The organism is Acidimicrobiales bacterium (assembly GCA_035316325.1).
Taxonomy (GTDB): domain Bacteria; phylum Actinomycetota; class Acidimicrobiia; order Acidimicrobiales; family VFJN01; genus DASXTK01.
This window is the reverse complement of record DATHJB010000043.1, coordinates 72,684-94,528: the sequence shown is the minus strand read 5'-3', so window position 1 is coordinate 94,528 and position 21,845 is coordinate 72,684. Positions and strand designations below refer to the sequence as shown.

Annotated in this window: 17 protein-coding genes and 1 tRNA gene; 10 read left to right on the top strand and 8 right to left on the bottom strand. The window is 74.7% G+C overall.

Features of this window, described 5'->3' with window-relative positions; translation table 11 throughout:
* Nucleotides 1-35 precede the first annotated feature (35 nt).
* Entirely contained in the window at nt 36-548 is a 513-nt protein-coding gene (locus tag VK611_06450; protein HMG40950.1) for a hypothetical protein, read from the bottom strand.
* Nucleotides 549-600: 52 nt separating this feature from the next.
* Here VK611_06450 and VK611_06445 point away from each other — a divergent pair, with 52 nt between their 5' ends.
* From VK611_06445 to VK611_06435, 3 genes are all read left to right on the top strand, one after another.
* Entirely contained in the window at nt 601-936 is a 336-nt protein-coding gene (locus VK611_06445) for a YciI family protein (GenBank protein ID HMG40949.1), read from the top strand.
* Between the two features lie 2 nt (nt 937-938).
* Nucleotides 939-1,160, top strand: a complete 222-nt coding sequence (locus VK611_06440) for a hypothetical protein (GenBank protein HMG40948.1) — start codon at nt 939-941, stop codon at nt 1,158-1,160.
* Nucleotides 1,161-1,185: 25 nt separating this feature from the next.
* A tRNA-Pro gene (locus tag VK611_06435) sits at nt 1,186-1,259 on the top strand.
* 58 nt (nt 1,260-1,317) lie between these two features.
* On the opposite strand, the gene VK611_06430 is transcribed toward VK611_06435, so the two are convergent.
* The gene (locus VK611_06430) at nt 1,318-1,743 is read right to left on the bottom strand and encodes a VOC family protein (protein HMG40947.1); all 426 of its coding nucleotides are present in this window, start codon (nt 1,741-1,743) and stop codon (nt 1,318-1,320) included.
* A gap of 183 nt (nt 1,744-1,926) precedes the next feature.
* On the opposite strand from VK611_06430, the gene VK611_06425 reads away from it, so the two are divergent.
* The gene (locus tag VK611_06425; protein ID HMG40946.1) at nt 1,927-4,944 is read left to right on the top strand and encodes a BTAD domain-containing putative transcriptional regulator; all 3,018 of its coding nucleotides are present in this window, start codon (nt 1,927-1,929) and stop codon (nt 4,942-4,944) included.
* 66 nt (nt 4,945-5,010) lie between these two features.
* Nucleotides 5,011-5,316, top strand: coding sequence for a DUF4242 domain-containing protein (locus tag VK611_06420; GenBank protein HMG40945.1), 306 nt, complete (start codon nt 5,011-5,013; stop codon nt 5,314-5,316).
* On the opposite strand, the gene VK611_06415 is transcribed toward VK611_06420, so the two are convergent.
* Nucleotides 5,313-8,768, bottom strand: coding sequence for an AAA family ATPase (locus VK611_06415; GenBank protein HMG40944.1), 3,456 nt, complete (start codon nt 8,766-8,768; stop codon nt 5,313-5,315). The genes VK611_06420 and VK611_06415 overlap by 4 nt on opposite strands.
* Nucleotides 8,769-8,893: 125 nt before the next feature.
* On the opposite strand from VK611_06415, the gene VK611_06410 reads away from it, so the two are divergent.
* The 5 genes from VK611_06410 (at nt 8,894) to VK611_06390 (ending at nt 15,094) form a co-directional block, all read left to right on the top strand.
* Entirely contained in the window at nt 8,894-10,078 is a 1,185-nt protein-coding gene (locus VK611_06410) for an acyl-CoA dehydrogenase family protein (GenBank protein HMG40943.1), read from the top strand.
* 61 nt (nt 10,079-10,139) lie between these two features.
* A complete protein-coding gene (locus tag VK611_06405) occupies nt 10,140-10,736 on the top strand; it encodes a serine hydrolase domain-containing protein (protein ID HMG40942.1) in 597 nt (198 codons plus the stop codon).
* 25 nt (nt 10,737-10,761) lie between these two features.
* Nucleotides 10,762-11,082, top strand: coding sequence for a hypothetical protein (locus VK611_06400; protein ID HMG40941.1), 321 nt, complete (start codon nt 10,762-10,764; stop codon nt 11,080-11,082).
* A gap of 72 nt (nt 11,083-11,154) precedes the next feature.
* Nucleotides 11,155-14,814: an ATP-dependent RNA helicase HrpA gene (gene hrpA / locus VK611_06395; GenBank protein ID HMG40940.1), complete on the top strand. Its 3,660-nt coding sequence runs from the start codon at nt 11,155-11,157 to the stop codon at nt 14,812-14,814.
* 34 nt (nt 14,815-14,848) lie between these two features.
* Complete coding sequence (locus VK611_06390) at nt 14,849-15,094, top strand: hypothetical protein (protein HMG40939.1); 246 nt, start codon at nt 14,849-14,851, stop codon at nt 15,092-15,094.
* Nucleotides 15,095-15,133: 39 nt separating this feature from the next.
* Here VK611_06390 and VK611_06385 read toward each other — a convergent pair whose 3' ends face one another.
* The 5 genes from VK611_06385 to VK611_06365 all read right to left on the bottom strand — a co-directional run bounded on the left by VK611_06385 (nt 15,134) and on the right by VK611_06365 (nt 21,824).
* Entirely contained in the window at nt 15,134-15,589 is a 456-nt protein-coding gene (locus VK611_06385; GenBank protein HMG40938.1) for a pyridoxamine 5'-phosphate oxidase family protein, read from the bottom strand.
* 4 nt (nt 15,590-15,593) lie between these two features.
* A complete protein-coding gene (locus VK611_06380) occupies nt 15,594-17,078 on the bottom strand; it encodes a DUF4173 domain-containing protein (GenBank protein ID HMG40937.1) in 1,485 nt (494 codons plus the stop codon).
* Nucleotides 17,079-17,296: 218 nt separating this feature from the next.
* On the bottom strand, nt 17,297-17,620 hold the full coding sequence (locus VK611_06375) for a hypothetical protein (GenBank protein ID HMG40936.1): 324 nt from the start codon (nt 17,618-17,620) through the stop codon (nt 17,297-17,299).
* A 112-nt stretch (nt 17,621-17,732) separates the two neighbouring features.
* Nucleotides 17,733-20,747 (bottom strand): BTAD domain-containing putative transcriptional regulator, encoded by a 3,015-nt coding sequence (locus VK611_06370; protein ID HMG40935.1) that lies wholly within the window; start codon nt 20,745-20,747, stop codon nt 17,733-17,735.
* Between the two features lie 144 nt (nt 20,748-20,891).
* The gene (locus VK611_06365) at nt 20,892-21,824 is read right to left on the bottom strand and encodes an alpha/beta hydrolase (protein ID HMG40934.1); all 933 of its coding nucleotides are present in this window, start codon (nt 21,822-21,824) and stop codon (nt 20,892-20,894) included.
* Between the last annotated feature and the right edge of the window lie 21 nt (nt 21,825-21,845).

Genomic DNA, 21,845 nt, shown 5'->3' with positions numbered 1-21,845 from the left:
ACTCGCCAGCCTGCCGGGGAACCAGCCGGCTACGGCTAGGGCAACGTCGGGACCAGCCCGAACTCCTCGCGCATCGCCGTCTCGGCCGCCCGCACCGCCCGGCGGTGGGCCTTGAAGAGGACGTCGCGGTCGGTGACGTCGCCGCCGATGCCGTCACGGAGCGCCCGGACGGCGGAGGCCAGGGCGGCGAGGCAGTCGCGGGTGGTCGGCGACGTCGCCATGAGGAAACTGGGGCTGAGGGTGGCGGTGAACTGCTCGTAGGCGACGTCGATCGGCCGCATGGTGGTGCCCGGCTCGACGGACGCCTCGGCGGCGACGGGGTACTTGGCGACGCCGTAGAAGCGGGTGGCGGCGGTGATCATGGCGACGTAGGCGTCGAAGCGCCGGTTCTCGAAGCGGATCTCGTCCTCCCGGACCTGCTCCTCCCGGAGCCGCCGCAGGTCGTGCCGCCGCCGGGCCGCCTCCTGCGCCGACGACGAGGCGAACCCCAACACGGCCCCCGCCACCACTCCCCCGAACCCGAGCCACGCCGCTTCCCCGATGTCCATCGCCCCGGAGCCTACGTAGGAGCCACCGCGCGCTGTGGAGCATGCTGTAGCGATGCAGTTCCTGGTGTGTGGCTACGACGGCGACGACGACGAGGCGCTCGAGCGACGGATGAAGGTGCGCGAGGCCCACCTGGCGCACGGCGACGAGCTGTGGGCGCAGGGCAACATGGTCATCGCCGTGGCGCTGCTCGACGGTGACGACCGGATGGTCGGCTCGGCGATCGTCGTCGACTTCCCCACCCGGGACGACGTCGACCGCTGGTTGGAGCGGGAGCCCTACGTGGTGGGCGACGTGTGGCGCCGGGTGGAGATCACCCCGTGCCGGCTGGGGCCGAGGTTCGCCGACCTGCCGGGGCCAGGTCAGGGCCAGGGCGAGAACCGCGGCTAGCCGTGCCCTGGTGCGAAGGCTGCAGCCGCTTCCTGAACCCCAACACCCTCCACGCCGACGGGACGTGCCCGGAGTGCGGCCGCACCGTCGCCGACCCCGAGACCGTGCAGCAGGCCGCCGCCGGCCCGACGAAGGCCCCGTGGCACTTCAAGCTCCTCGTGGCCGTCACGGTGATCTACCTGACCTGGCGGATCATCCAGATGATCAGCTGGGTGGTCCTGTAGCTGCGCTAAGGTGGCAGTTCCCCCTCGGGATGTGGCGCAGTTTGGTAGCGCACTTGACTGGGGGTCAAGGGGTCGCAGGTTCAAGTCCTGTCATCCCGACCGAGGAACATGCAGACCAGAGCCACTCCCCCGGGGGTGGCTCTTCTGCTTCCCGCACTCAGTCGAGACAGAACTCGTTGCCCTCGATGTCCTGCATCGCGATGCACGACTCGTTGTCGTCATCGGCAGCCAGTAGCTGGACGCGTGTCGCGCCGAGCGCGAGCAGTCGTGCGCATTCGGCCTCCAGCGTGGCCAGGCGCTCCTCACCCACGAGCCCGGTGCCAACTCGCACGTCGAGATGCACCCGATTCTTGACGACCTTGCCTTCGGGAACGCGCTGGAAGAACAGTCGCGGGCCCACACCTGAGGGATCGACGCAGGCGAACGCCGAACCCTGTTTCTCCGGCGGCCGTGCGCGATCGAAGTCGTCCCAAGTGGCAAACCCCCTCGGGGGCGGCGGTACGACGTACCCCAACACCTCGCACCAGAAGCGAGCGACACGCTCAGGTTCTGCGCAGTCGAAGGTGACTTGGAACTCAGTCATCGGAGGTCCTGAGGGTCCACGTCGTCTGTCTATCGCCCACCGCTCTTGACCGCGACCTCATTTTGTGCCGCTCCTGACGCCGGCACGTGTTGACGCGGGGACGTACTGTGCGGGCAGATGTATCGGTCGTTTCGGTTCGTTCCTCCTGAACCGCGGCCCGACTCGTTGACGCGGCCTCGGCTGTTGCGATCGTTGCTGGGCCGTTGGCAGCATCGCGTCACCGCGCTGACCGGCGGGGCGGGGTTGGGGAAGACGACGTTGCTCGCCCAGGCGATCGCCGAGAACCGCCTGGCGCCCCGGGGCGAGGACGTGTGGATCGGGGTCGAGGAGCTCGACGCCGACGCCGATCGGCTGGCCCGGGTCGTGGCCGCGGCGGTCGCCGGGCGCGACGAGGACGATCCCCACCACGGCGCCCGCACCGCGGCAACCCCGGAGCCCGCCGCGGTGGCCGCCTCGGTCTGGCACCGGTCGCCCACCGAAGCCTGCATCGTCCTCGACGACGTGCACCTGCTCCCGGTGGGCTCGACGGGCGCCGCCTGGCTGGCCGACCTGGTTGCGGCCCTGCCGGCCAACGGCCACGTGGTGGTCGCCAGCCGTACCGAGCCGCCGATCCCGCTGACCCGGATCGGGGTCCAGGGTTCGGTGCTGCGCCTCGGCGAGGACGACCTGCGGTTCTCCGACGACGAGCTGTCCGGCTTCGCCGCCCGCCGGGGCCTCGAGACCCGCCGCTTCGGTGACACGGGCGGGTGGCCGGCGATGGCCGAGCTGGCGGCGAGCGTCGAGAGCCGCTTCGCCGGCACCTACCTCTGGGAGGAGGTGCTGGAGCCGCTGGGCACCGTGCGCCGCCATCTGCTCGCCGTGCTCTGCGACCTTGGCGGGGCCGACGAGGATCTGGTCTCGGCGGCGATCGGCACGCCCGTCGACCTCGCGTCCGCGCTCGACAGCATCCCGCTGGTCGCCCAGGGCGGCGACGGCTGGTACGTACCGCACGGCCTGTGGCGCAACGCCCCCGGCATCGAGCTGGGTCCCACGGAGCGGGGCCAGACCCGGCGCCGGGCCGTCGAGCACCTCAACGACCGGGGCCGTTTCGACGACGCCTTCTCGCTGCTGCAGGGCGCCGACCTGTGGGACGCCGCCCCGCCGGTGCTGCGATCGGCGTGCCTGGCGATCGATCAGCTGGTTCCCAACCAGCTCGGCCGCTGGCTGGCGATGAGCCCCGACAGCGTGCGCGAGTCGCTGGCGGGCCGGTTGGCGACGGGCGTGCACACCACGTTCACCTCTCCCGACCGGGCGGTGGCGCCGCTGCGGGAGGCGGCGACCCGGGGCCGCGCCGACGGCGACGTCGACGCCGAGATGGCGGCCATCGCCCAGCTCGGCCAGATCGCCTGGTGGCGTCAGGACCTGAGCGCGCTCGGCGACCTGGCCGGCCGGGTCCTCGAGGTGGAGCCGACCGGGCATCCGGTGGCCCGGGCCTTGGCCTCGATCGCCCGCGCGCTGCTCGCCGACCTCGACGGCGACGACGTCACGGTCGTCGCCGAGCTGGGCAGCATCGACTCCACGGTGCTCGACACGGTGTGGGAGATCTCCGCCGGCTGGCTCTGCGGGGTGGTCCAGCTCGACCTGGGCGACCTGGCCGGCGCGACCGAGATCGTCGACCGGTTGACGCCCTCGGATGCCGCCATGCACCACGTCGTCGACGCCCTCCGCCTGCGCATCGCCTGGCGGGAGGGTCAGGTCGACGAGGTGCTGGCCAAGCTGCCGGCGGTGATCGCCGCCGAGGAGCGGGGCGGGGCCACCTACAGCGTCCACATCGGCCAGATCCTGGGCAGCGTCGTGTTCTCGCACGCCGGTGATGTCGCCGCCGGCCGTCGCTACCTCGACGACGCGCTCATGACCGCCCCACCGCCACCGGCCGGCCGGCTGTCGGCGCAGGTCGCGTCGGCGACCGCGTCGCAGCAGTTGGCGGAGGACGACGAGGCGGCCGCGGTGGCCACGCTGCGCGAGGCGCTCGCCGACCACGGGCTCGACGCCGGCCAGGACCGCCGGGCGTGGCGGCAGATCATGGCGACCAGCTACGTCCTGCTCCCCGAGACCCGGGCCCACTGGGACGCGGTCCCGCTGCGGGGGCACCTCGGCCTGGCCCGCGATCTCGCCGTCGCCGTCGTGTCGATGCGCGAGGGCGGAGCCGACAAGGTGGTGCGACGCCTCGACCTCGGCGACCTCGGGGTCGTCCGGGCTGCGCTGCACCATCGGCTCGCGGCCGAGCTGGCGGTCGGGCTGACCGCCATCGGCCGGACCGAGGGCCGGACACTGCTCGAGCTGCTCGGACCGCCGGGCCGCGCCGCGGTGCGCGACACGGTGCGGGGCCGGGCCGGCCAGGCCAAGGCGGCCCGGGCGCTGCTGGCCGCGGTACCGGCGCCCCCGCCGCAGACCACCTACCTGCGGGTCCTGGGCCCGCTCGGCGTCCACCGCGACGGCTGGGACAGCGACGACGTCGCCGACCCCGACCTGCGCCGCGCCCGCCTGCAGGAGCTGGTCGCGTTCCTCGTCGGGCACCGGCGGACGACCCGGTCCGCGATCACCGCCGCTCTCTGGCCCGACCACGACGAACGCTCGGCCGGCAACAACCTGAGCGTCACCCTGAACCACCTCCTCCGGCTGCTGGAACCGTGGCGGGACGCCGGCGAGCCCGCCTACCTGCTGCGCCTGGAGGGCCCGGCGGTGCAGCTGGTCACCGGCGAGCACCTCCACCTCGACGTCGACCGCTTCGACGAGCACCTGCGGGCCGCGTCCGAGGCCGAGGCCGACGGCGCCCCGTCGGTCGCGCTCGAACACCACCTGGCCGCCGTCGACCTCTACCGCGACCAGCTCCACGCCGACCTGCCCGAGACCGACTGGTTCGCCCTCGACCGCGAGCACTACCGGTCCCGCTTCGTCGCCGCCGCGGTGCGGGCCGGGCAGCTGCTGCTGAGCATGGGCGACGTCGACCGGGCCCAGACGATGGCCCACCGCGCCCTCGGCGTCGACCCGTGGGCGGAAGCGGCGTACACCGTGCTGGTCGGCGCGGCCCTCACCCGCCACGACCGATCGGCCGCGCTGCGGATGCTGGGCCGGTGCCTCGACGCCCTCAAGGACCTGGGCGTCGACCCGTCGGACTCGACGCAGCAGCTGCAGCGCCGGCTCCTGCCGGTCGGCGCCTGACAGCTTCGACGCGACGGCGACGCTCGCCGCCCGCGCTATGGTCGGAGCGGCGGAAGGGGTGGGACCATGCCGTTGTTCCTGGTGGAACGGAACTTTGCGGAAGACCTGGAGCTGGGCGCTGACGAGGTGCTGGGCATTCGGGCGGTCAACGACGACGTCGGGGTGCGCTGGGTGTACTCGTTCCTGAGTGCCGACAAGCGCAAGACCTACTGCCTGTACGAGGCACCCAACGTGGAGACGATCCGGGAGGCGGCGCGGCGCAACGGCATCCCGGCCGACGTCATCGTCCCGGTCAGCGAGCTGGTGCCCGACGCCATCGTGGCCGGCGCCGGCGCCGGCGCCGACGTCGGCGTCGAGCCCTCGAGCACCTAGTCGCCGACGAGGCCGCGGCGTAGCGCCCAGGCCGCCGCCTCGGTGCGGTTGGTGCAGCCCGTCTTCTGCAGGATCGAGCGAATGTGGTTGGCCGCGGTGTGCTGGCTGATGTGCAGCCGCGCGCCGACCTCGCGGTTGGTGCAGCCCTCCGCCAGCAGCGGCAGCACGGCGAGCTCCCGGCGGGTCAGCCCGCTGTTCCGAGCGGAAGCCCCGGCAGTGGGTCGGGGCAGCGCCGCCGAGGCCCGGTCCAGGAGCTCGGCGGTCTGCGCCGCGAGCCGCGCCATCCCGCTCCCCCGGGCGACCTCGTGGCTGGCGCGCAGCAGCGCCGCGGCCCGCTCCAGGTCACCCGGCCGGCCCCGGTCGACCAGGAACCGCCCGTAGGCGGCCTGCGTGCGGGCCAGCCACACCGGCATCCGCGTACGCCGGTCGATGCGCAGGGCCAGCTCGAAGTGGGCCTCGGCGTCGCGGTCGCGCCCCAGCAGGGCCGCGAGCCCCCCGAGGTAGCGGTCGACCGCGCCGTAGGCCGCCAGCAGGTTGCCCACCTGGACGATCAGCCCGCGGGCCGGTACCAGCTCCCGGTAGACGGCCTCGGCCGCGGCCCGATCGCCGAGCAGGACGCTGGTGTCGGCCAGGTAGCTGAGCGACGCCCACCACAGGGAGTCGCGGGGCACGGCCTCCAGCTCGTCGGCCACCAGGTGGTCCAGCTCGCGGGCGGCGTCGGCGTGCAGGCCCAGCTCGGCGTAGAGCACCGCCAGGGCGGGACGCCACGTGGCGCCGGCCTGGTCGAACCGGGCCACCGCCTCGACCAGCGGGCGGGCCTCGTCGAGCAGGCCCTGCTCGCGCCGGATGCTGAACATCTGCACCCCGTAGCCGCCCGCGGCGTCGTTGCCGGACAGGAAGCCGGCCAGGTCGTCGGCCTCCTCGGCCATCGACTCGGCCTCGGCGAAGCGGCCCTCCCCCATGGCCAGCAGCGCGCTGGCCTGCAGGTCGAGCACCCGGAACAGCGGCTGGCCGATGCGGGAGCTGAGCGCCCGGTGACGGGCCGCGATCGTGCGCGCCTCGTCGACGTCGCCGGCGGTCACCTCGGCGAACATGAGCTTGTCGAGCGCGCCGAGCTCCCATTCGAGGTCGTTCTCGGCCCGCGCCACCTCGATGAGCTCGCGGGCGTAGTGCCGCAGGAGGTCGAGGTTGGCGGGCGTCCAGGGCGTGAACAGCGCGGCCCCGTACGCCACGCGCAGCGTCTCGGGATCGCCCAGCTCGCGTGCCGCCGCGATCGTCGTCTCGGCGATCTGCTCGGCCTCGTCGCCGTGGCCCGAGAACGAGAGCGCGCGCCCCAGGCCGGCCTGGACCCGCAGCGCCACGGCCGGGTCGGACGCCAGCGGCAGCGCGGCCCGCAGCATCTCGCCGGCCCGGCCGCCGTGGAGCGCAGCCCGCCAGTTCGCGTCGTCGTAGGCCAGGGCGGCGGCGACGACGAGGTCCGGCTCGTCGAGGGCTCGGGCGAGCTCGGTGACCTCGCTGCAGCGGTCCTGGGCGGCGGCGACGTCACCGGCCCGCATCCGGGCGTCGGCCAGCTCGAGCAGCAGCTCGCAGCGCTGCCGGTCGGGTGGGGCCAGCGGCAGGACCGCCTCGTACAGGCGGGCGGCGTCGTCGTAGGCCACGGCCCGTCGAGCCGCGTCGGCCGCCCGCCGCCCCGCCTCGACCGCCTCCCCGGCAGCCAGCACCGGCACCGCGGCCAGGCTGTGGCGCGCGATCTCGGCCACGGCCCGCTCGCCCTCGACCTGCTCCAGCGCCCGGGCGACGTCGAGGTGCTGCGAGCGCCGGGCCCCGGCGGACAGTGCGTCGACGACCGCCCGGCTGACCAGCGCGTGCACGAAGCGATGCTCTCCGGGCCCGCCCTCCTCGACGATGTGGGCCCGCACGGCGGGGTCGAGCAGCTCCATCACCCGCCGGACGTCGGTCCCCGAGGCGGTCGCCAGCACCGCCAGCGAGAAGCGCGTGCCGACGACCGCGGCCAGGTGCACGAGCCCGCGGGTCTCCTCCGGCAGGCGGTCGAGGCGGGCCGCGACCACCTCGCGGACGCCCTCCGGGCTCGACACCGCCTCCAGCGGACGGGCCACTCGCCAGCGCCCGCCGAACTGCACCAGGTCACCGGCGTCGACCAGGTGGCGCCACAGCTCGCCCAGGAGGAAGGCGTTGCCGCCGGTCTCGTCGGCCAGCACGTCGACGGCCGGCTCCAGGGCCGGGACGAGGTCGTGACCGGCCGCGGCCCGGACGAACGAGCGGACACCGTCGCGGTCGAAGCCGGGCAACGTCACCCGGCTCACGCCGGCCTGGCGCCGCAGGTCGGGCAGGGCGGCCTTCAGGTCGTTGCCCACCTCGGCAGGCGTCGAGCGGTAGGTGGCGACGATGCACACGGGCGCCGCTCCGGGGCTCCGGATGACGTGGTCGAGCAGCTCGACGGTGGGCCGGCGCGCCCAGTGCAGGTCGTCGAGCACCAGCAGCAGCGGCCGGCGTGACGCCAGCGCGGCGACGAACGTCGCCACCGCGCTGAACAGCTGGAACCGCTCGGCCCCCGGGTCGCTCGCCCGGCCCGGCGATGCTGGCCCGGGGCCGGCCGCACCGGCTCCGGCCGCCCCGACCGCCGCAGGACCGACGTCGTCGCCCGCGTCGCCCAGCCGAGGGAGCAGCCGGGCCATCTCGTCGGCCCGGCCCCGCAGCAACCAGGCCCGGGTCGGGGCGTCGAGGCTGGTCATCAGCTGGTCGACGGCCATCGTGAAGGGCTCGTACGGGACGGACGGCTGCTCGCTGCAGGCGCCGTACATCACGGCCCCGCCGCGCTCGTGCACCCAGCGGCTCAGCTCGGTCACCAGGCGGGTCTTGCCGGACCCGGCCTCGCCGCCCACCAGCACCACCCGACGGCCTCCGGCGGACGCCAGCGACCAGGTGCGCGTCAGCGACTCCCACGCCTCACGCCGCGCCACGAAGGGGTACTCGGCGCCGAGCCCCAGGACCGCCGGGAGCGGCACGTCGACCGCGGCCGCGGGAGCGGCCAGCGTCGCCGAGGCCTCGACGCAGTCGACCGTGCCCAGGCTGCCGGCCGCCACCGGTCCGGCCGGCACCCAGCGGATGCCCCCGTTGCGGCCCGGTGCCGGAGCGAGCGCGGCCAGGGTCGTGGTGGTCACGATGTGGCCACCACCGGCCCGGCGGGCCCGCTCGGCCAGCGCTTCGGCGATGTCGTAGGCCGGGCCCGCCCACCAGTCGCCGCTGGTCGTGAGCTCGCCGACGGCCAGGCCGACCGCGGCGCCCTCGTCGGCGACGTGCTGCGCGGCGGTGACCGCGGCACCGACCGAGTCGAACAGGACGACAGTGCGGTCGCGCCCCCGCGACAGCACCTGCCCCTCGCCTCCCGACCACTCCCCCGACCCCACGGCCACGAGGACGGTCGCGGTCATCGTCCGCACGCCAGCCACCGGTCGAGAGTAGTCAGATCTGATCAGTTCGGCCTGAGCAGTTCCGCGCCGGAAGTAGGTCAGGCCTGGTCATGTGGGCCCGCCGGTCGCTCCGTACGGTCCCTGCCATGACGACGACCGAACAGGCAGCCGACGTGCTCACCGAGGACATGCTCGGACGGTTCGACGAGCGGGCACCCATCTACGACCGCGAGAACCGCTTCTTCCAGGAGGACTTCGACGAGCTACGGGCCAGCGGCTACCTGAACGTGGCCCTGCCCCGGGAGCTGGGCGGCTCGGGGCTGTCGCTCGCCGAGGTCAACCGGCTGCAACGCCGGCTGGCCTACCACGCCCCCGCGACGGCCCTCGCCGTCAACATGCACATCTACTGGGTCGGGCTGGCCGCCGACCTGCAGCGCATGGGTGCGCCCGGCGGCGACTGGATCCTGGCCAAGGCGGCCGCCGGCGAGATCCTGGCCGCGGGCCACGGCGAGGCGGGCAACGACATCCCGGTGCTGATGTCGTCGTCGCAGGCCGACCGGGTCGACGGCGGCTGGGAGATCACGGCGCACAAGATCTTCGGCAGCCTCTCCCCCGTCTGGACCTACCTGGGTGTGCACGCCCTCGACACCTCCGACCCGGCCGGGCCGCGGGTGCTGCACGGGTTCGTGCACCGCGACGCGCCCCGCTGCCGGATCGAGGAGACCTGGGACGTGCTCGGCATGCGCGCCACGGCCTCACAGGACACCCTGCTCGACCGGGCCTTCATCCCCGACGACGACGTGGTCATGCTCTCCCCTGCCGGATTCGCCGGAGCGGGTCCGTACCACGTCGCCCTGTTCGCCTGGGCGCTGCTGGGCTTCGCCGGCGTCTACCTGGGCATCGCCCGGCGGGCGTTCGACGAGGTCCTGGCGATGCTGCCGCGGCGGTCGTCGGTGGCGCTCACCCGCTCGATGGCCTACCACCCCGAGGTCCAGCACATGGTGGCCGAGATGCGGATCGCCCTCGAGGCGGCCACCGCCCACCTCGACCGGGTGTGCGACGACTGGAGCACCGGCGTCGACCACGGCGGCGACTGGCCCGTGAAGATCATGGCGTGCAAGCACGACGTGGTCTCGCGGGCGTGGTCGGTGGTGGACACCGCCCTCGACGTGTCCGGCGGCTCGGGGATCTTCAAGCGGACGCGGCTGGAGCAGCTGGTGCGTGACGCCCGCCTCGGCCGGATCCACCCGGGCAACCCGATGATCACCCACGAGCTGGTCGGCAAGCTCAGCCTCGGCATCAACCCCGACGAGCAGCCCCGCTGGGGCTGACCCTTCCTGGCGGAAACCCTGGCAGAAACCCTGGTGGGAGCCGGTCCGTGAGGACCGGCTCCTGCCGTCGGGGGGACTCGACGCACCCGTCGCCACCTACTGGCCCGAGTTCGGCGCCCACGGCAAGGACCGGATCACGGTGGCGCACGTCATGGGCCACACCGCCGGCCTGCCCGGCTGGGACCCGCCGATCACCCCCGACGAGATCCTCGACTGGGACCGCGTCACCACCGCCCTGGCTGCCCAGGCCCCGTGGTGGGAGCCGGGCACCGCGTCCGGCTACCACGCCGTCACCCAGGGCTTCCTCGAGGGCGAGGTGGTCCGGCGGGTGACGGGCCGCACGATCGGGACGTTCTTCCGCGACGAGGTCGCCGAGCCGCTGGGCGCCGACTTCCACATCGGCCTGCCCGAGTCGGAGGACCACCGCACCGGCCGGATGGTCCCACCCGAGGAGGCCATGGACGCCGCCGCCGTCGACCCGACCAGCGTGGCGGCGCGGGCCCTGCTCAGCTGCCCGCTCTCCGGCGCCGAGCCGAACACCCGGGCCTGGCGGGCGGCCGAGATCCCCGCCGCCGGCGGCACCGGCAACGCCCGCTCGGTGGCGCGGGTGCACGCGGCGCTGGCCAACGGCGGCAGCGTCGACGGGGACAAGTTGTAACAGTGAAGGCGAAGCCCTTCGCCACTTGGGGCGGCGGCGGGGTGGTTGGTATGGGCTGCTCTCCACCGAGGGCGTCGAGCGGATCTTCGTCGAGCAGTGCCACGACGTCGACCAGGTGCTGGGCGTGAAGATGCGCCTCGGCACCGGGTTCGGGCTGATGAACGACATCGTGCCCCTGAGCCCCAACCCGCGGTCGTGCTTCTGGGGTGGTTGGGGCGGCTCCGTCGCCGTGCTCGACCTCGACGCCCGGCTCTCGGTCGCCTACGTGATGAACCGCATGGCCGGCGGCCTGGTCGGCGACCTCCGGGGCGCCATGGTCGTCCTCGCCGCCTACCAGTCCCTCTGACGAAATCGGTTCGGACCCGCCAGGGGTGGTCGGTAGCTTGGCGACGTGGTCGGGAACGAGTCGCGTCTCCGGTTGACGTATCCGGAAGACCTCCCGATCACGGCACAGCGGGAGACGGTGCTCGACGCCATCCGTGACCACCAGGTCGTCGTGGTCGCCGGCGAGACCGGGTCGGGGAAGAGCACGCAGCTGCCCAAGTTCTGCCTGGAGCTCGGCCGCGGCGGCGAGCACGGGCTCATCGGCCACACGCAGCCCCGCCGTCTCGCCGCCCGCACCGTGGCCGCCCGCATCGCCGAGGAGCTCGGCACCGAGATCGGTGACCTGGTCGGCTACAAGGTCCGCTTCTCCGACCACGTCGGCGACCAGACCATGGTCAAGCTGATGACCGACGGCATCCTCCTCGCCGAGCTGCGCCGCGACCGTGAGCTGCGCCGGTACGACACGCTCATCGTCGACGAGGCCCACGAGCGCAGCCTCAACATCGACTTCCTCCTCGGCTACCTCACCGACCTCCTCCCCCGCCGCCCCGACCTGAAGGTGATCGTCACCTCGGCGACCATCGACACCGAGCGGTTCGCCCAGCACTTCGACGCCCCCGTGGTGGAGGTGTCCGGGCGGGGCCACCCGGTGGACGTCCGCTACCGCGAGCCGGAGGGCGGCGACCAGATCGACGCCATCCGGGGCGCGGTCGACGAGCTGCGCAAGGAGGGCCCCGGCGACATCCTGGTGTTCCTCAGCGGCCAGCGCGAGATCCACGACACCGCCCGCGCCCTGAGCGAGGCCCAGCTCCCGCAGACCGAGGTCCTGCCGCTGTACGCCCGGCTGTCGGCCGCCGAGCAGCAGCGGGCCTTCCGCCCCGGCCGCCACCAGCGCCGCATCGTGCTGGCGACCAACGTGGCGGAGACGTCGATCACGGTCCCGGGCGTCCGCTACGTGGTCGACACCGGCACCGCCCGCATCTCCCGCTACAACCGGCGCACCAAGCTGCAGCGCCTCCCGATCGAGCCGGTGAGCCAGGCCTCCGCCAACCAACGGGCGGGGCGCTGCGGCCGAGTGGCGCCCGGCATCTGCATCCGCCTCTACGGCGAGGACGACTTCGACGCCCGGCCCGCGTTCACCGAACCCGAGATCCTCCGCACCAACCTCGCCTCGGTCATCCTGCAGATGGCGGAGCTGGGGTTGGGTGACGTCGAGTCGTTCCCGTTCATCGACCCGCCCGACGCCCGGGCCGTGCGCGACGCGGTCGCCCTGCTGGTCGAGCTGGGGGCACTGGTCCCCGACCGCGACGAGCTGACGCTCACCGCCGACGGCCGGCGCATGGCCCGCCTGCCGGTCGACCCCCGCTTCGGGCGGATGCTGCTCGCCGCCGAGGCCAACGACTGCCTGCGGGAGGTGACGGTCATCGTGGCCGGCCTGTCGATCCAGGACCCCCGGGAGCGCCCGACCGGTGAGGAGCAGAAGGCCGACGAGCTGCACGCCCGGTTCAAGGTGCCGGGCTCCGACTTCCTCGCCTACCTCAACCTGTGGGAGCACCTGGCCACCGAGCAGCGCGCCCGGACGAGCAGCGCGTTCCGCCGGATGTGCCGGGCCGAGTACCTGAACTTCGTGCGGGTGCGCGAGTGGCAGGACCTGGTCCGCCAGCTCCGGGAGGCTGCCCACGAGCTGCACCTGCGCCGCAACGACCGTCGCGAGCACCCCGCCGCGCCGGACGACGTCCACCGGTCGCTGCTGGCGGGGCTGCTGTCGCACGTGGGGATGTGGGACCGGGCCAAGAGCGACTACCGGGCCGCCCGCCAGGCCCGCTTCACCGTCGCGTCCCGCTCGACGCTGGCCCGCTCGACGCCGGCGTGGGTGATGGCCGGCGAGCTGGTGGAGACCGGGCGCCTGTGGGCCCGGGTGGTGGCCCGCATCGACCCGTCGTGGATCGAGCCCCTGGCCGGGCACCTGGTCAAGCGCTCGTACGGCGAGCCGCGCTGGAGCCGGCGGCGGGGCACGGCGCTGGTCGACGAGCAGGTGACGCTCTACGGCCTGCCGATCGTGCCGGGGCGACCGGTGCCGCTGGAGCGCCTCGACCCGGACGAGGCCCGGGCGCTGTTCGTCGAGCACGCCCTGGTGGACGGCGACTGGGACGACGACGGTCGCTTCCCGTTCCTCGACGCCAACCGGCTGGTGCTCGACAAGGCGCGGGGCCTGGAGGCGCGGGCCCGGCGCGCCGACCTGGTGGTGGACGAGCGGCGCCTGGCGGAGCTGTACGACGAGCGCCTGGCCGACGACGTGGTGTCGGCGCGGGAGTTCGGGCGCTGGTGGAAGGAGACCTCTGGCCACGACCCGGACGCGCTCACCTTCACGTTGGACGACCTGCTCGGCCTCGATGCCGCGGAGGTCGACACCGGTGGCTTCCCGCTCACCTGGACCCCGCCGGGTGCAGCTGACCTCGTGCTCGACCTGTCGTACGTGTTCGAGCCGGGCGCCGACGACGACGGCGTCACGGCGCACGTGCCGCTGGTGCTGCTGCCGCGGCTGTCGTCGGCGGGGGTCGACTGGCACGTGCCGGGCCACCGGCTGGAGCTGGTCACGGCCCTGATCCGCACGCTGCCGAAAGCGCTGCGCCGGGAGCTCTCGCCGGTCCCCGAGCGGGCCCGGGAGGCGCTCGACGGCATCTCCCCGTCCGACGGTCCGCTGCTGGCGGTGCTGGCCCGGCGGCTGGGCGTCGGGCCCGACGACTTCGACGTGACCCGGCTGCCCCGCCACCTGCAGCTGCGCTTCAGCGTCGAGGACGGCGAGGGCACGGTCGTCGCCGCGGGCCGCGACCTCGACGCGCTGTCGGCGGCGCTGGCGGAGCGGGCGCGGCGGGCCGTGGCGGTGGCCACCCCGGGTCACCTGGAGCGCAGCGGGCTGCGGGAGTGGCCCGCGGGCGGACTACCCCGGCGGGTCGAGGGCTCGGGCGGCGCGCTGGCGTTCCCGACGCTGGTCGACGAGGGCGCCACGGTCGGCGTCCGCATCGTGACCACCCCGGCCGACCAGGAGCGCCTGATGTGGGCCGCCACCCGCCGCCTGCTGCTGCTGGCGGTCCCGCAGGCCGGGTCCCAGGTCGTCCGCCGCCTGCGCACGCAGCCGGAGCTCGCGGGCGTCGTCGACGTCGCCGGGTTGGCGGCGGACTGCGTGAAGGCGGCGGCGGATCGGCTCCTCGCCGCGCGAGGTGGACCGGCGTGGGACGAGGACGGGTATCGGCGGCTGGTGGAGGCGGCCCGCGACCGGCTGGCGGCGCTGGCGGTCGCTGCGGCGGGGCAGGCGGCAGGCATCGGAGCCGCGGTGGCCGCGCTGGAGGTACGACTCGGCGGCATCTCCGCCCCGGCGCTGGCGCCCGCGACCGACGACATGCGGCGGCAGCTGGCGCGCCTCGTCCACCCGGGGTTCGTGACGGCTGCGGGACTCACCCGCCTGCAGGACGTGGCCCGCTACCTCGAGGCCGTCCGCGTCCGCCTCGACAAGCTCCGCGAGCGCCCCGACCGGGACCGCGAGCTGATGGCCCGCGCCCATGCCGTCGAGATCGCGTACGACGACCTCGTCGCCCACCTCCCCACGGAGCGGCGGGCCGAGCCCGACGTCGTCGACGCCCGCTGGTTGCTGGAGGAGCTGCGGGTGAGCCTGTTCGCCCAGGCGCTCGGCACCGCCCGACCGGTCAGCGAGCAACGGGTCCGCCGCACGCTCGCCGCGCTGGCCGTGGCATGATCGAGCCCCGATCAGGTCGACCAGGGGAGGATCGATGGACAGCCTCGCGGATGCCCGCAAGCGTCTCGACGACGAGTTCGGTCAGGTACGTCGCAAGCTCGAGAAGATCCACAAGGCGCTGGACAAGGTCGAGGCCGCCGGCCCCGAGGACGACCTCCACGACCTGCTCGCCGACCTGGAGTCGAAGGTCAAGGAGGCCCGCGACGGCGGTGTGATCGGCTCGGGAGCCAACGGCCACCGCCGCGCCCTGAAGGAGTACCTCGACCTCAAGAACAACTGATCCGCGGGGCCGCAAGGCCCAGGATCGCGAGGCCCAGGATCAGTCGAGCGTGAACGGGATGCGCTCGTCGTGGTCGTCGAGGACGAAGTGGGCGTCCGCCGTGGCCCGGTAGAGGCGGTGGCGGGCGGAAGCGCCCACGTCGTCGACGGTCCAGGCGTCCTCGCCGTGCTCGAGCAACCGCTCGGAGAACGCCGCGATCCCGGGCCCGACGTCGTCGCCGGCCAGCTGGTGGGCGACGGCCGACAGGTAGACGCCCTGACCCTGGCCGACCGGCACCGACGAGTCGAAGACGACGATGCCCACCTCGGGCCGGACCGCGATGTTCTGCGAGTGCCGGGCGCCGGGCTTCGAGACCCAGAGGAAGTCCCGGTAGCCCACGTGGGTGAAGTAGACGGGCGACACCCACGGCACCCCGGCTTCGTCCGCGGTGCCCAGCACCATGTAGGGGTTGGCGTCGACGATGGCCTTGGCGGCGGTCGCGGGGTCCTGGTCCATGCGGTCAGCTTGCCGCGCACGTCTCCTGGCGAGCGTCCGCGGCCCGCGTGACCGCCACGTTCAGCGCCGCCACGCCGGTCACCGCGTCGGAGCAGCGGTAGGTGCTGCGGCCGACCACGGTGAACGCCGACGGGCCCAGCTCGTCGACCAGGGCCGGGACCGCGTCGTCGGACAGGCCGGCCAGGTAGCGCAGGTCGAGCGGGGCGCCGTCGGTGGCGCGGGCCACGTTGTGGCGGACGACGAAGGCCTCGGGATCGGCCAGGTTGGCGCCGACGACCAGCACCAGCGCCGCCACGCCCGCCCCGCCGACCACCCAGTTGCGCCCGCCCCCGACACCGAGGTTCCGGACGGCGGTCATCAGCAGCACCGCACCCAGCCACAGCGCCGCGCCCACCACCCACAGCCGCAGCATGGTCAGGCCGAACGCCTCGTCGTAGAGGGCCATGCGCCGCAGGCTCACCACCACCAGGCCCAGCGCCAGCAGCGGCACCGCGGCGGCCAGGAGCCGCACCGCCGGCCGGTCCAGCACGCCGGGCGCCGCCAGGAAGCCCACCACGCCGAGGAACCCCACGATCAGCGCCACCGCCCAGCACAGCTGGAAGAAGCCGCTGCGGGCGTACTCGGCCGGCTCCAGCCCCGCCTCCTCGACCAGCCGGTCGCCCGCGCCGGTCAGCGCCACCAGCTGCGACACCACGAACAGGGCCAGCAGCGCCGCGGCCAGGCCCAGCATCGTGAGGACCTCCAGGGTGCCGAAGCCGCCGCCGTGCCCGCCGTCGGCCGTGTCGCCGAGCGCCGCCGCCAGCGTCAGCAGGACCGCCACCGCGAAGAACCCCGCCAGCACCAGGTGCCCGACCACGGGGGCGACCTCGACGTCGGGTGTCACCAGGCCGGCGAACACCGGGTCGGCCGCCGCCAGGAGCACCGTGACCAGCAACAGCAGCGGCAGCGTCACCAGCAGGGCGAGGCCGACCCGCGCCGCCCGGCCCGCGGCAGCGCCGTCGAGGTGGGGACGCAGGGGCGCCAGGGCGGTGGGGGCGGCCAGCGACCGCCACGACGCCGACCCGGCGCGGCGCAGCAGGCGGAGGGGCGTCGTGTCGAACACCGAGCCCGACCGCGACAGCACGATCGCCATCACGAGCAGGGCGGCGCCGGCGGTCAGGTTGGTCGCTGCGAGCCACGGGCTGGCCCGCAGCGCGAGGCCGGCCGCCGGCAGCAGCGCCACGAGGGCGACGGCGCGGGCCTGAGGTTGCGCCAGGCGCCCGTCGGTGACGAGCGCCGCGACGACGAGCGCCACCGCCGCCGTGACCACCAGGTTCGCAACGCCGCCCCGGATGCCGACGTCGAGGGCGATCCCGCCGGCCAGCGCCCACAGCAGCAGCCGTGCCGGCGCACTGTCGACCAGGGAGGGCGGCCCGAGCCCGGCGAACGGGCGCGGCGGCGGCGCCGTGTCGACCTGTCGATGCCATCCGGCGGTGTATCCCTGGCGCATCCGATCCCTCCCCGGGTTCCGCACCGACCGTAGGGAAGAGATGTGGCGGTCTTCGGGCCGGATCGTGCAGATCCTGTGCAGGTCCGAAGGTGAACTGACCGAAGGTGATGGTGACGCCGACCGCCGCCGCAGCGACCGACGTCACCACCCCGTCAGCCGCCGGAACGCCCGCCGCGACGTTCCGACGACCGCGGCCGCCATGGTGGATCCGATCCCGATCACAGGTCCTCGCCGTTGATGACGTGACCCAGTTCAGGGAGCTTGGTGAGGGGTTCGCGGGTCAACGGGTCGCGGAGCACGCCGGCGATGTCGACCCAGATGATCCCCTCGTCGGCCAGGGCGCGGAGGGCGTCGCCGATGGGGCCCTGGTGCTCCCGCCAGCGCTGGTCCCGCCGCACCCGCAGGGCGGTCCACGTCGCCGGATGGCAGCCGGCCTGCGGGGGCAGGATCGGATGGAAGCACGCCAGCACCCCCAGGGGGAGGTCGACCCCGCCGGGCGCGAGCAGCCGGTCGAGCGGCTCGGTGAGGCGGGGCGGCAGCACCGGGGGATCATGCCCACGCCGCCGTCAGCGACTCGTCAGCGGGCCGTCGACAAGCCCGAAATTGCGTGGCTGGTGGCTGCTATACGACCGCCTGCCACGCAATTTCGGGGGGTCAGCCCAACACCGCCCGTTCGAGCATCACGGTCAGCTCGTCGGGACCGACGCCGAGGTCGTCGAGGGCGCGGTGGCAACGGTCGAGCGCCCGACGGGCTGACGCCCGATCGCCCCGGGCCAGGTGGGCGGCGATCGCCAACCGGTGCGCCGGCTCCGACCACGGCTCGGCCTCGATCGCCCGGGTCGCCAGCAGCAGCGCCCGGTCGACGTCGCCGGCCGCCAGCTGCAGCTCCCCCGCCCGCACCGAACCGGCCAGGAACCGGGCCCGCAGCCGGTCGCGCTCGGGACCGGCCCAGTCGTCGTACACGTCGACCAGGTAGTCGCCGCCCCACAGCGCCACCGCCGACTCGTACGCCACCAACGCCACCGACGGGGCGCCCGCGGCCTCGGCGTCGGCGGCCTCGTCGAGCAGGCGCTCGAACTCCCAGGCGTCCACGGTGACCGCCTCGTCGGCCAGCAGCAGGGCGTCGCCGTCGGCCCGCACGTGGAACGGCGCGTCGCCGGCCGCCCGCGCGGGCTCCACCACCCGCTGGAGGTAGCCGAGCGTGGTCCGCAGGTTGCCGCCCGACGTCAGCGCGTCGAACTCGGGCCACAGGGCCGCCTCGGTCTCGGCCCGGGTCACCCGGCGCCGGGCCACCAGCCAGCACAGCAGCGACCGCACCCGCTCCCTCCCCCACTCGGGCCGACCGGCGGCGATCCCGTCGTGCTCCACCGACGGCGGCCCGAGCACCCGGATGTGCAGGGCGTGGTCGGGCGGCGACGGCACGCTGCGCAGCATCCGGCGGGCTCCCGGCACCGCCGGCGCCAGAGCCCGCAGCGCCTCCCGCACCGGCGGCCCCACCACCGTCAGCAGGTAGCGGAGCAGCTCGTCGTCGCCGGTGCGGGCGGCCAGCTCGGTGGCGAGCCGGTAGCCGACCGCCACCAGCACCCGGGGCGGCGGCCACGGCCCACCCGCCGAGGGCCGGCCCGCGCGCGCCGCGATCAGAGCCTGCGCCACCTCCCGGTTGGTGGCGTGGTCGGGCCCGAGCGACTCGGCGGCCAGGCCGGCACGCCACCGGGGGTCGGCCACCGCCAGCAGGGGCAGCAGCATGCGGAACAGCAGTCGGGTGGCCGGGTCGTCGGGCAGGCGGGCGACCTCCTGCCGGGCGGCCGCCTCGTCGCCCCGGCACACCGCGCCCGTCGCCGCCACCGCCGCCAGGAGCCGGGCGGGCCGGTCGCCCTCGATCGCCCCCAGGTGACGGCGGGCCTCCTCGAGACGGACCTCCGCCTCCTCAGCGCGGCCCAGGCTGGCCGCGTAGGCGCTCAACGAGAGGTTGGCCAGGAGCCGGTCGCGGGGCAGCGTGTCGGCGCCGGGGACGACCCGCTGGATGCGACCCATCAGGTCGCGGGGCCGGGCCGCCAGCCACAGCGAGGTCAGCGGCTGCATCTGGATCGCCGGCAGGGCGTCCGGCGGCCCGGCGGCGGGGTCGGCGATGGCGAACGCCTCGTCGCCCCGGCCGAGCGCCAGCAGGCACCGCACCCGCAGCCAGTCGCGCACGGCCACGAGCCCGGCCGGCAGCGTGGGCACCTCGTCCAGCTGGGCCAGCGCCGCGGCGGGGTCGCCGGTGGTCTCGGTGAGCAGGGCCGACCCCAGAGCCTTGAACGCCCAGACCCGGCTGTCGCCCGCCGCGCCGAGCTCCTCGACTCGGGCGAACAGCTCGGCGAACAGGCCCAGGTCGCCCTGCCACCAGGCCTGGTGGACCAGGTGCGACATCGCCACCAGCTCGACCTCGCCGGCGGCCTGGGCGCGGGCCGCGTCCCAGGCCCGACGGAAGCCGGCCTGCGCCGGAACCGAGTGGCCCCGCAGCCGCGCCACCACGGCCTCGATCAGCAGCACCTCGGCGGCGTCGCGGCGCTCCGGGGGCACGGCCGACAGCCACGCTCCGACCGGGACGGTGCCGGTCAGCGAGCTGGCCGCGGCGGCGCCGTCGACCAGCAGCGCCTCCAGCTCGGCCCAGCCGGCGTCGTCGACCGGGTCCGACAGCAGCAGCTCGCCCGCCCGCCGCAGGTCACCCCGCTCGCGCAGCGCCCGGGCGGCACGGCGGCGGGCCGTGGCGGCGACGTCGGGGCCGATGTCCGCGGCCAGGAACGGCTGCCACAGGTCGTGGGGGACGTACCAGCGGCCGTGCTCGGCGACCTGGCGCTGGGCGACGAGCGGCACGTCGCCCAACAGCTCGTCGAGGGCGACCGGGCGCTCCAGCACGACCGAGGCCAGCCCGTCGTCGGCGCCGCCGATGGCCGACAGCGTGGCCAGCACGTGGCGGGCCTCGGGACGGAGGCTGTGGAGCACCTCCTCCCACACGTAGCGCTCGGCGCCGGCCTGGCCGGCCACCGCGGTGAGGCGGGCCAGCGCCGGCCAGCCACCGCAGTCGTCGAGCACGGCGACGTCGACGCTCAGCAGGTCGGCCAACTCGGCCCGCTCGGCGGGCGTCAGCAGCAGGTCGTCGGCGTGGAGGAGCAGCACCCGGTCCTCGGCCAGCAGTCGCCCGGTGCGCACCGGTGGCTCGGTCCGGCCGGCCAGCACCAGGTGGCCGTTCTCGGGCAGGGCAACCACCAGCTCGTCGAGCAGGGCCGCACCGTCGCTGCCGGCGGGGATCTCGTGGACGTCGTCGAGCACCAGCGCCACCGGCAGCGGCGACCGGCTCCACACCGCGGCGACGACCCGGTCGAGGTCGTTGCTGCCGTTCGTGGCGGCCCGGCGGTCGCCCGGCGTCCCGAGCCCCGCGGCGAGCCCCGACAACAGGGACGTACCGGCGGCGTCGGCCGGCTCGCAGCTCAGCCACACGTCGATGCCCCGGGGCAGCAGGGCGTTCTCCCCCACCGCCTGGGCCAGCAGCGTGGTCTTGCCAAAGCCGGCGGGCGCTACGACCGTCACCAGCCGCCGCTCGAAACGGCCCAGCAGCGCCGACAGCAACCGCTGCCGCAGGAGCGCCGTCCGCCCCGGATCCGGGGGGCGACGACGGAAGGGGCGCACCCGGCGACGTTACGTCAGCCGCCGCTCCTTCGACCCGGCGTGCACGGTGGCCGGGGGTGCCAATCACCGATCCGTCGATGCGGTGTGGGGGCGACCGTTTCGGCGCACCGGCGCCGCATCGACCCCACGACCTCGGTCCAGGGGCTACCCGGTGACGAACGCCTGGCGGAGTGCGCCGGCGCGCAGGTCTCGTACCAGGTGGTGGGTCAACGTGCCCGGGATCACCCAGCCACCGTGCGGGTGGGACAGCACGCGCACCGCGGCGGCCGGCACGTCGGCGGCATGGAGGGCGGCCAGGTAGCGCTCGCCGTCGTCGCGCACCGGGTCGTGCTCCGCCACCACGATCACCGCGGGCGGCAGGCCCGAGAGGTCGTCGGCGAGGAGCGGCGAGACCAGCGGGTCGGTGCGGTGGGCGGGGTCGGGGACGTAGCGCCCGGCGAACTCCGCGACGGCCTCGGCGGTGAGCCCGACCTGTGTGGTCACGTCGCGCATCGACGGGGAGGCCAGGGTCAGGTCGAGGCACGCGACCTCCAGGAGCTGGAAGCACGGCAGCGGCAGCCCTCGCTCCCGGGCGGCGAGGCAGAGAGCGGCCGCCAGGTTGCCGCCGGCGCTGGTGCCGCCCACGGCGATGCGCGCGGGGTCGACGCCGAGCGCGTCGGCCTGGCGGAGCAGCCAGGCGTAGGCGGCGACGCAGTCGTCGAGCGGGATCGGGAAGGGGTGCTCGGGCGCCAGCCGGTAGCCCACCGACACCACCACGCACGGCACCAGCGACGCCAGCGGGCCGCACTCGACCTCGGCGGTGTCGAGGTTGCCCTGGGACCAGCCGCCGCCGTGGATGAACAGGAACGCCGGGGCCGCGACGCCGTCGAACCGGGTGGGCCGGGTGACCCGCACGGTGATCGCCCCGCCGCTGACCGGAACCGTGTGATCGCACACGTCCACGTCGGGTTGGGGGCCGGTCGACGCCAGCAGCATGGTGGAGTCGGCGAGCCGGCGGCGCTCGTTCAGGTCGTCCGGCGGCGCGTCGCCCGTGGTCAGGAGGTCGAAGATGCGCTGGATCGGTGGGTCGAGCGACATGGGTGCCACCTTAGACCTCCG

Excerpts from the sequence above, each read along its gene's own strand:
- VK611_06450 (HMG40950.1), bottom strand. The coding sequence starts at position 548 with ATGGACATCGGGGAAGCGGCGTGGCTCGGGTTCGGGGGAGTGGTGGCG.
- VK611_06445 (HMG40949.1), top strand. The coding sequence starts at position 601 with ATGCAGTTCCTGGTGTGTGGCTACGACGGCGACGACGACGAGGCGCTC.
- VK611_06430 (HMG40947.1), bottom strand. The coding sequence starts at position 1,743 with ATGACTGAGTTCCAAGTCACCTTCGACTGCGCAGAACCTGAGCGTGTC.
- VK611_06420 (HMG40945.1), top strand. The coding sequence starts at position 5,011 with ATGCCGTTGTTCCTGGTGGAACGGAACTTTGCGGAAGACCTGGAGCTG.
- VK611_06415 (HMG40944.1), bottom strand. The coding sequence starts at position 8,768 with ATGACCGCGACCGTCCTCGTGGCCGTGGGGTCGGGGGAGTGGTCGGGA.
- VK611_06410 (HMG40943.1), top strand. The coding sequence starts at position 8,894 with ATGACGACGACCGAACAGGCAGCCGACGTGCTCACCGAGGACATGCTC.
- VK611_06390 (HMG40939.1), top strand. The coding sequence starts at position 14,849 with ATGGACAGCCTCGCGGATGCCCGCAAGCGTCTCGACGACGAGTTCGGT.
- VK611_06385 (HMG40938.1), bottom strand. The coding sequence starts at position 15,589 with ATGGACCAGGACCCCGCGACCGCCGCCAAGGCCATCGTCGACGCCAAC.
- VK611_06380 (HMG40937.1), bottom strand. The coding sequence starts at position 17,078 with ATGCGCCAGGGATACACCGCCGGATGGCATCGACAGGTCGACACGGCG.
- VK611_06365 (HMG40934.1), bottom strand. The coding sequence starts at position 21,824 with ATGTCGCTCGACCCACCGATCCAGCGCATCTTCGACCTCCTGACCACG.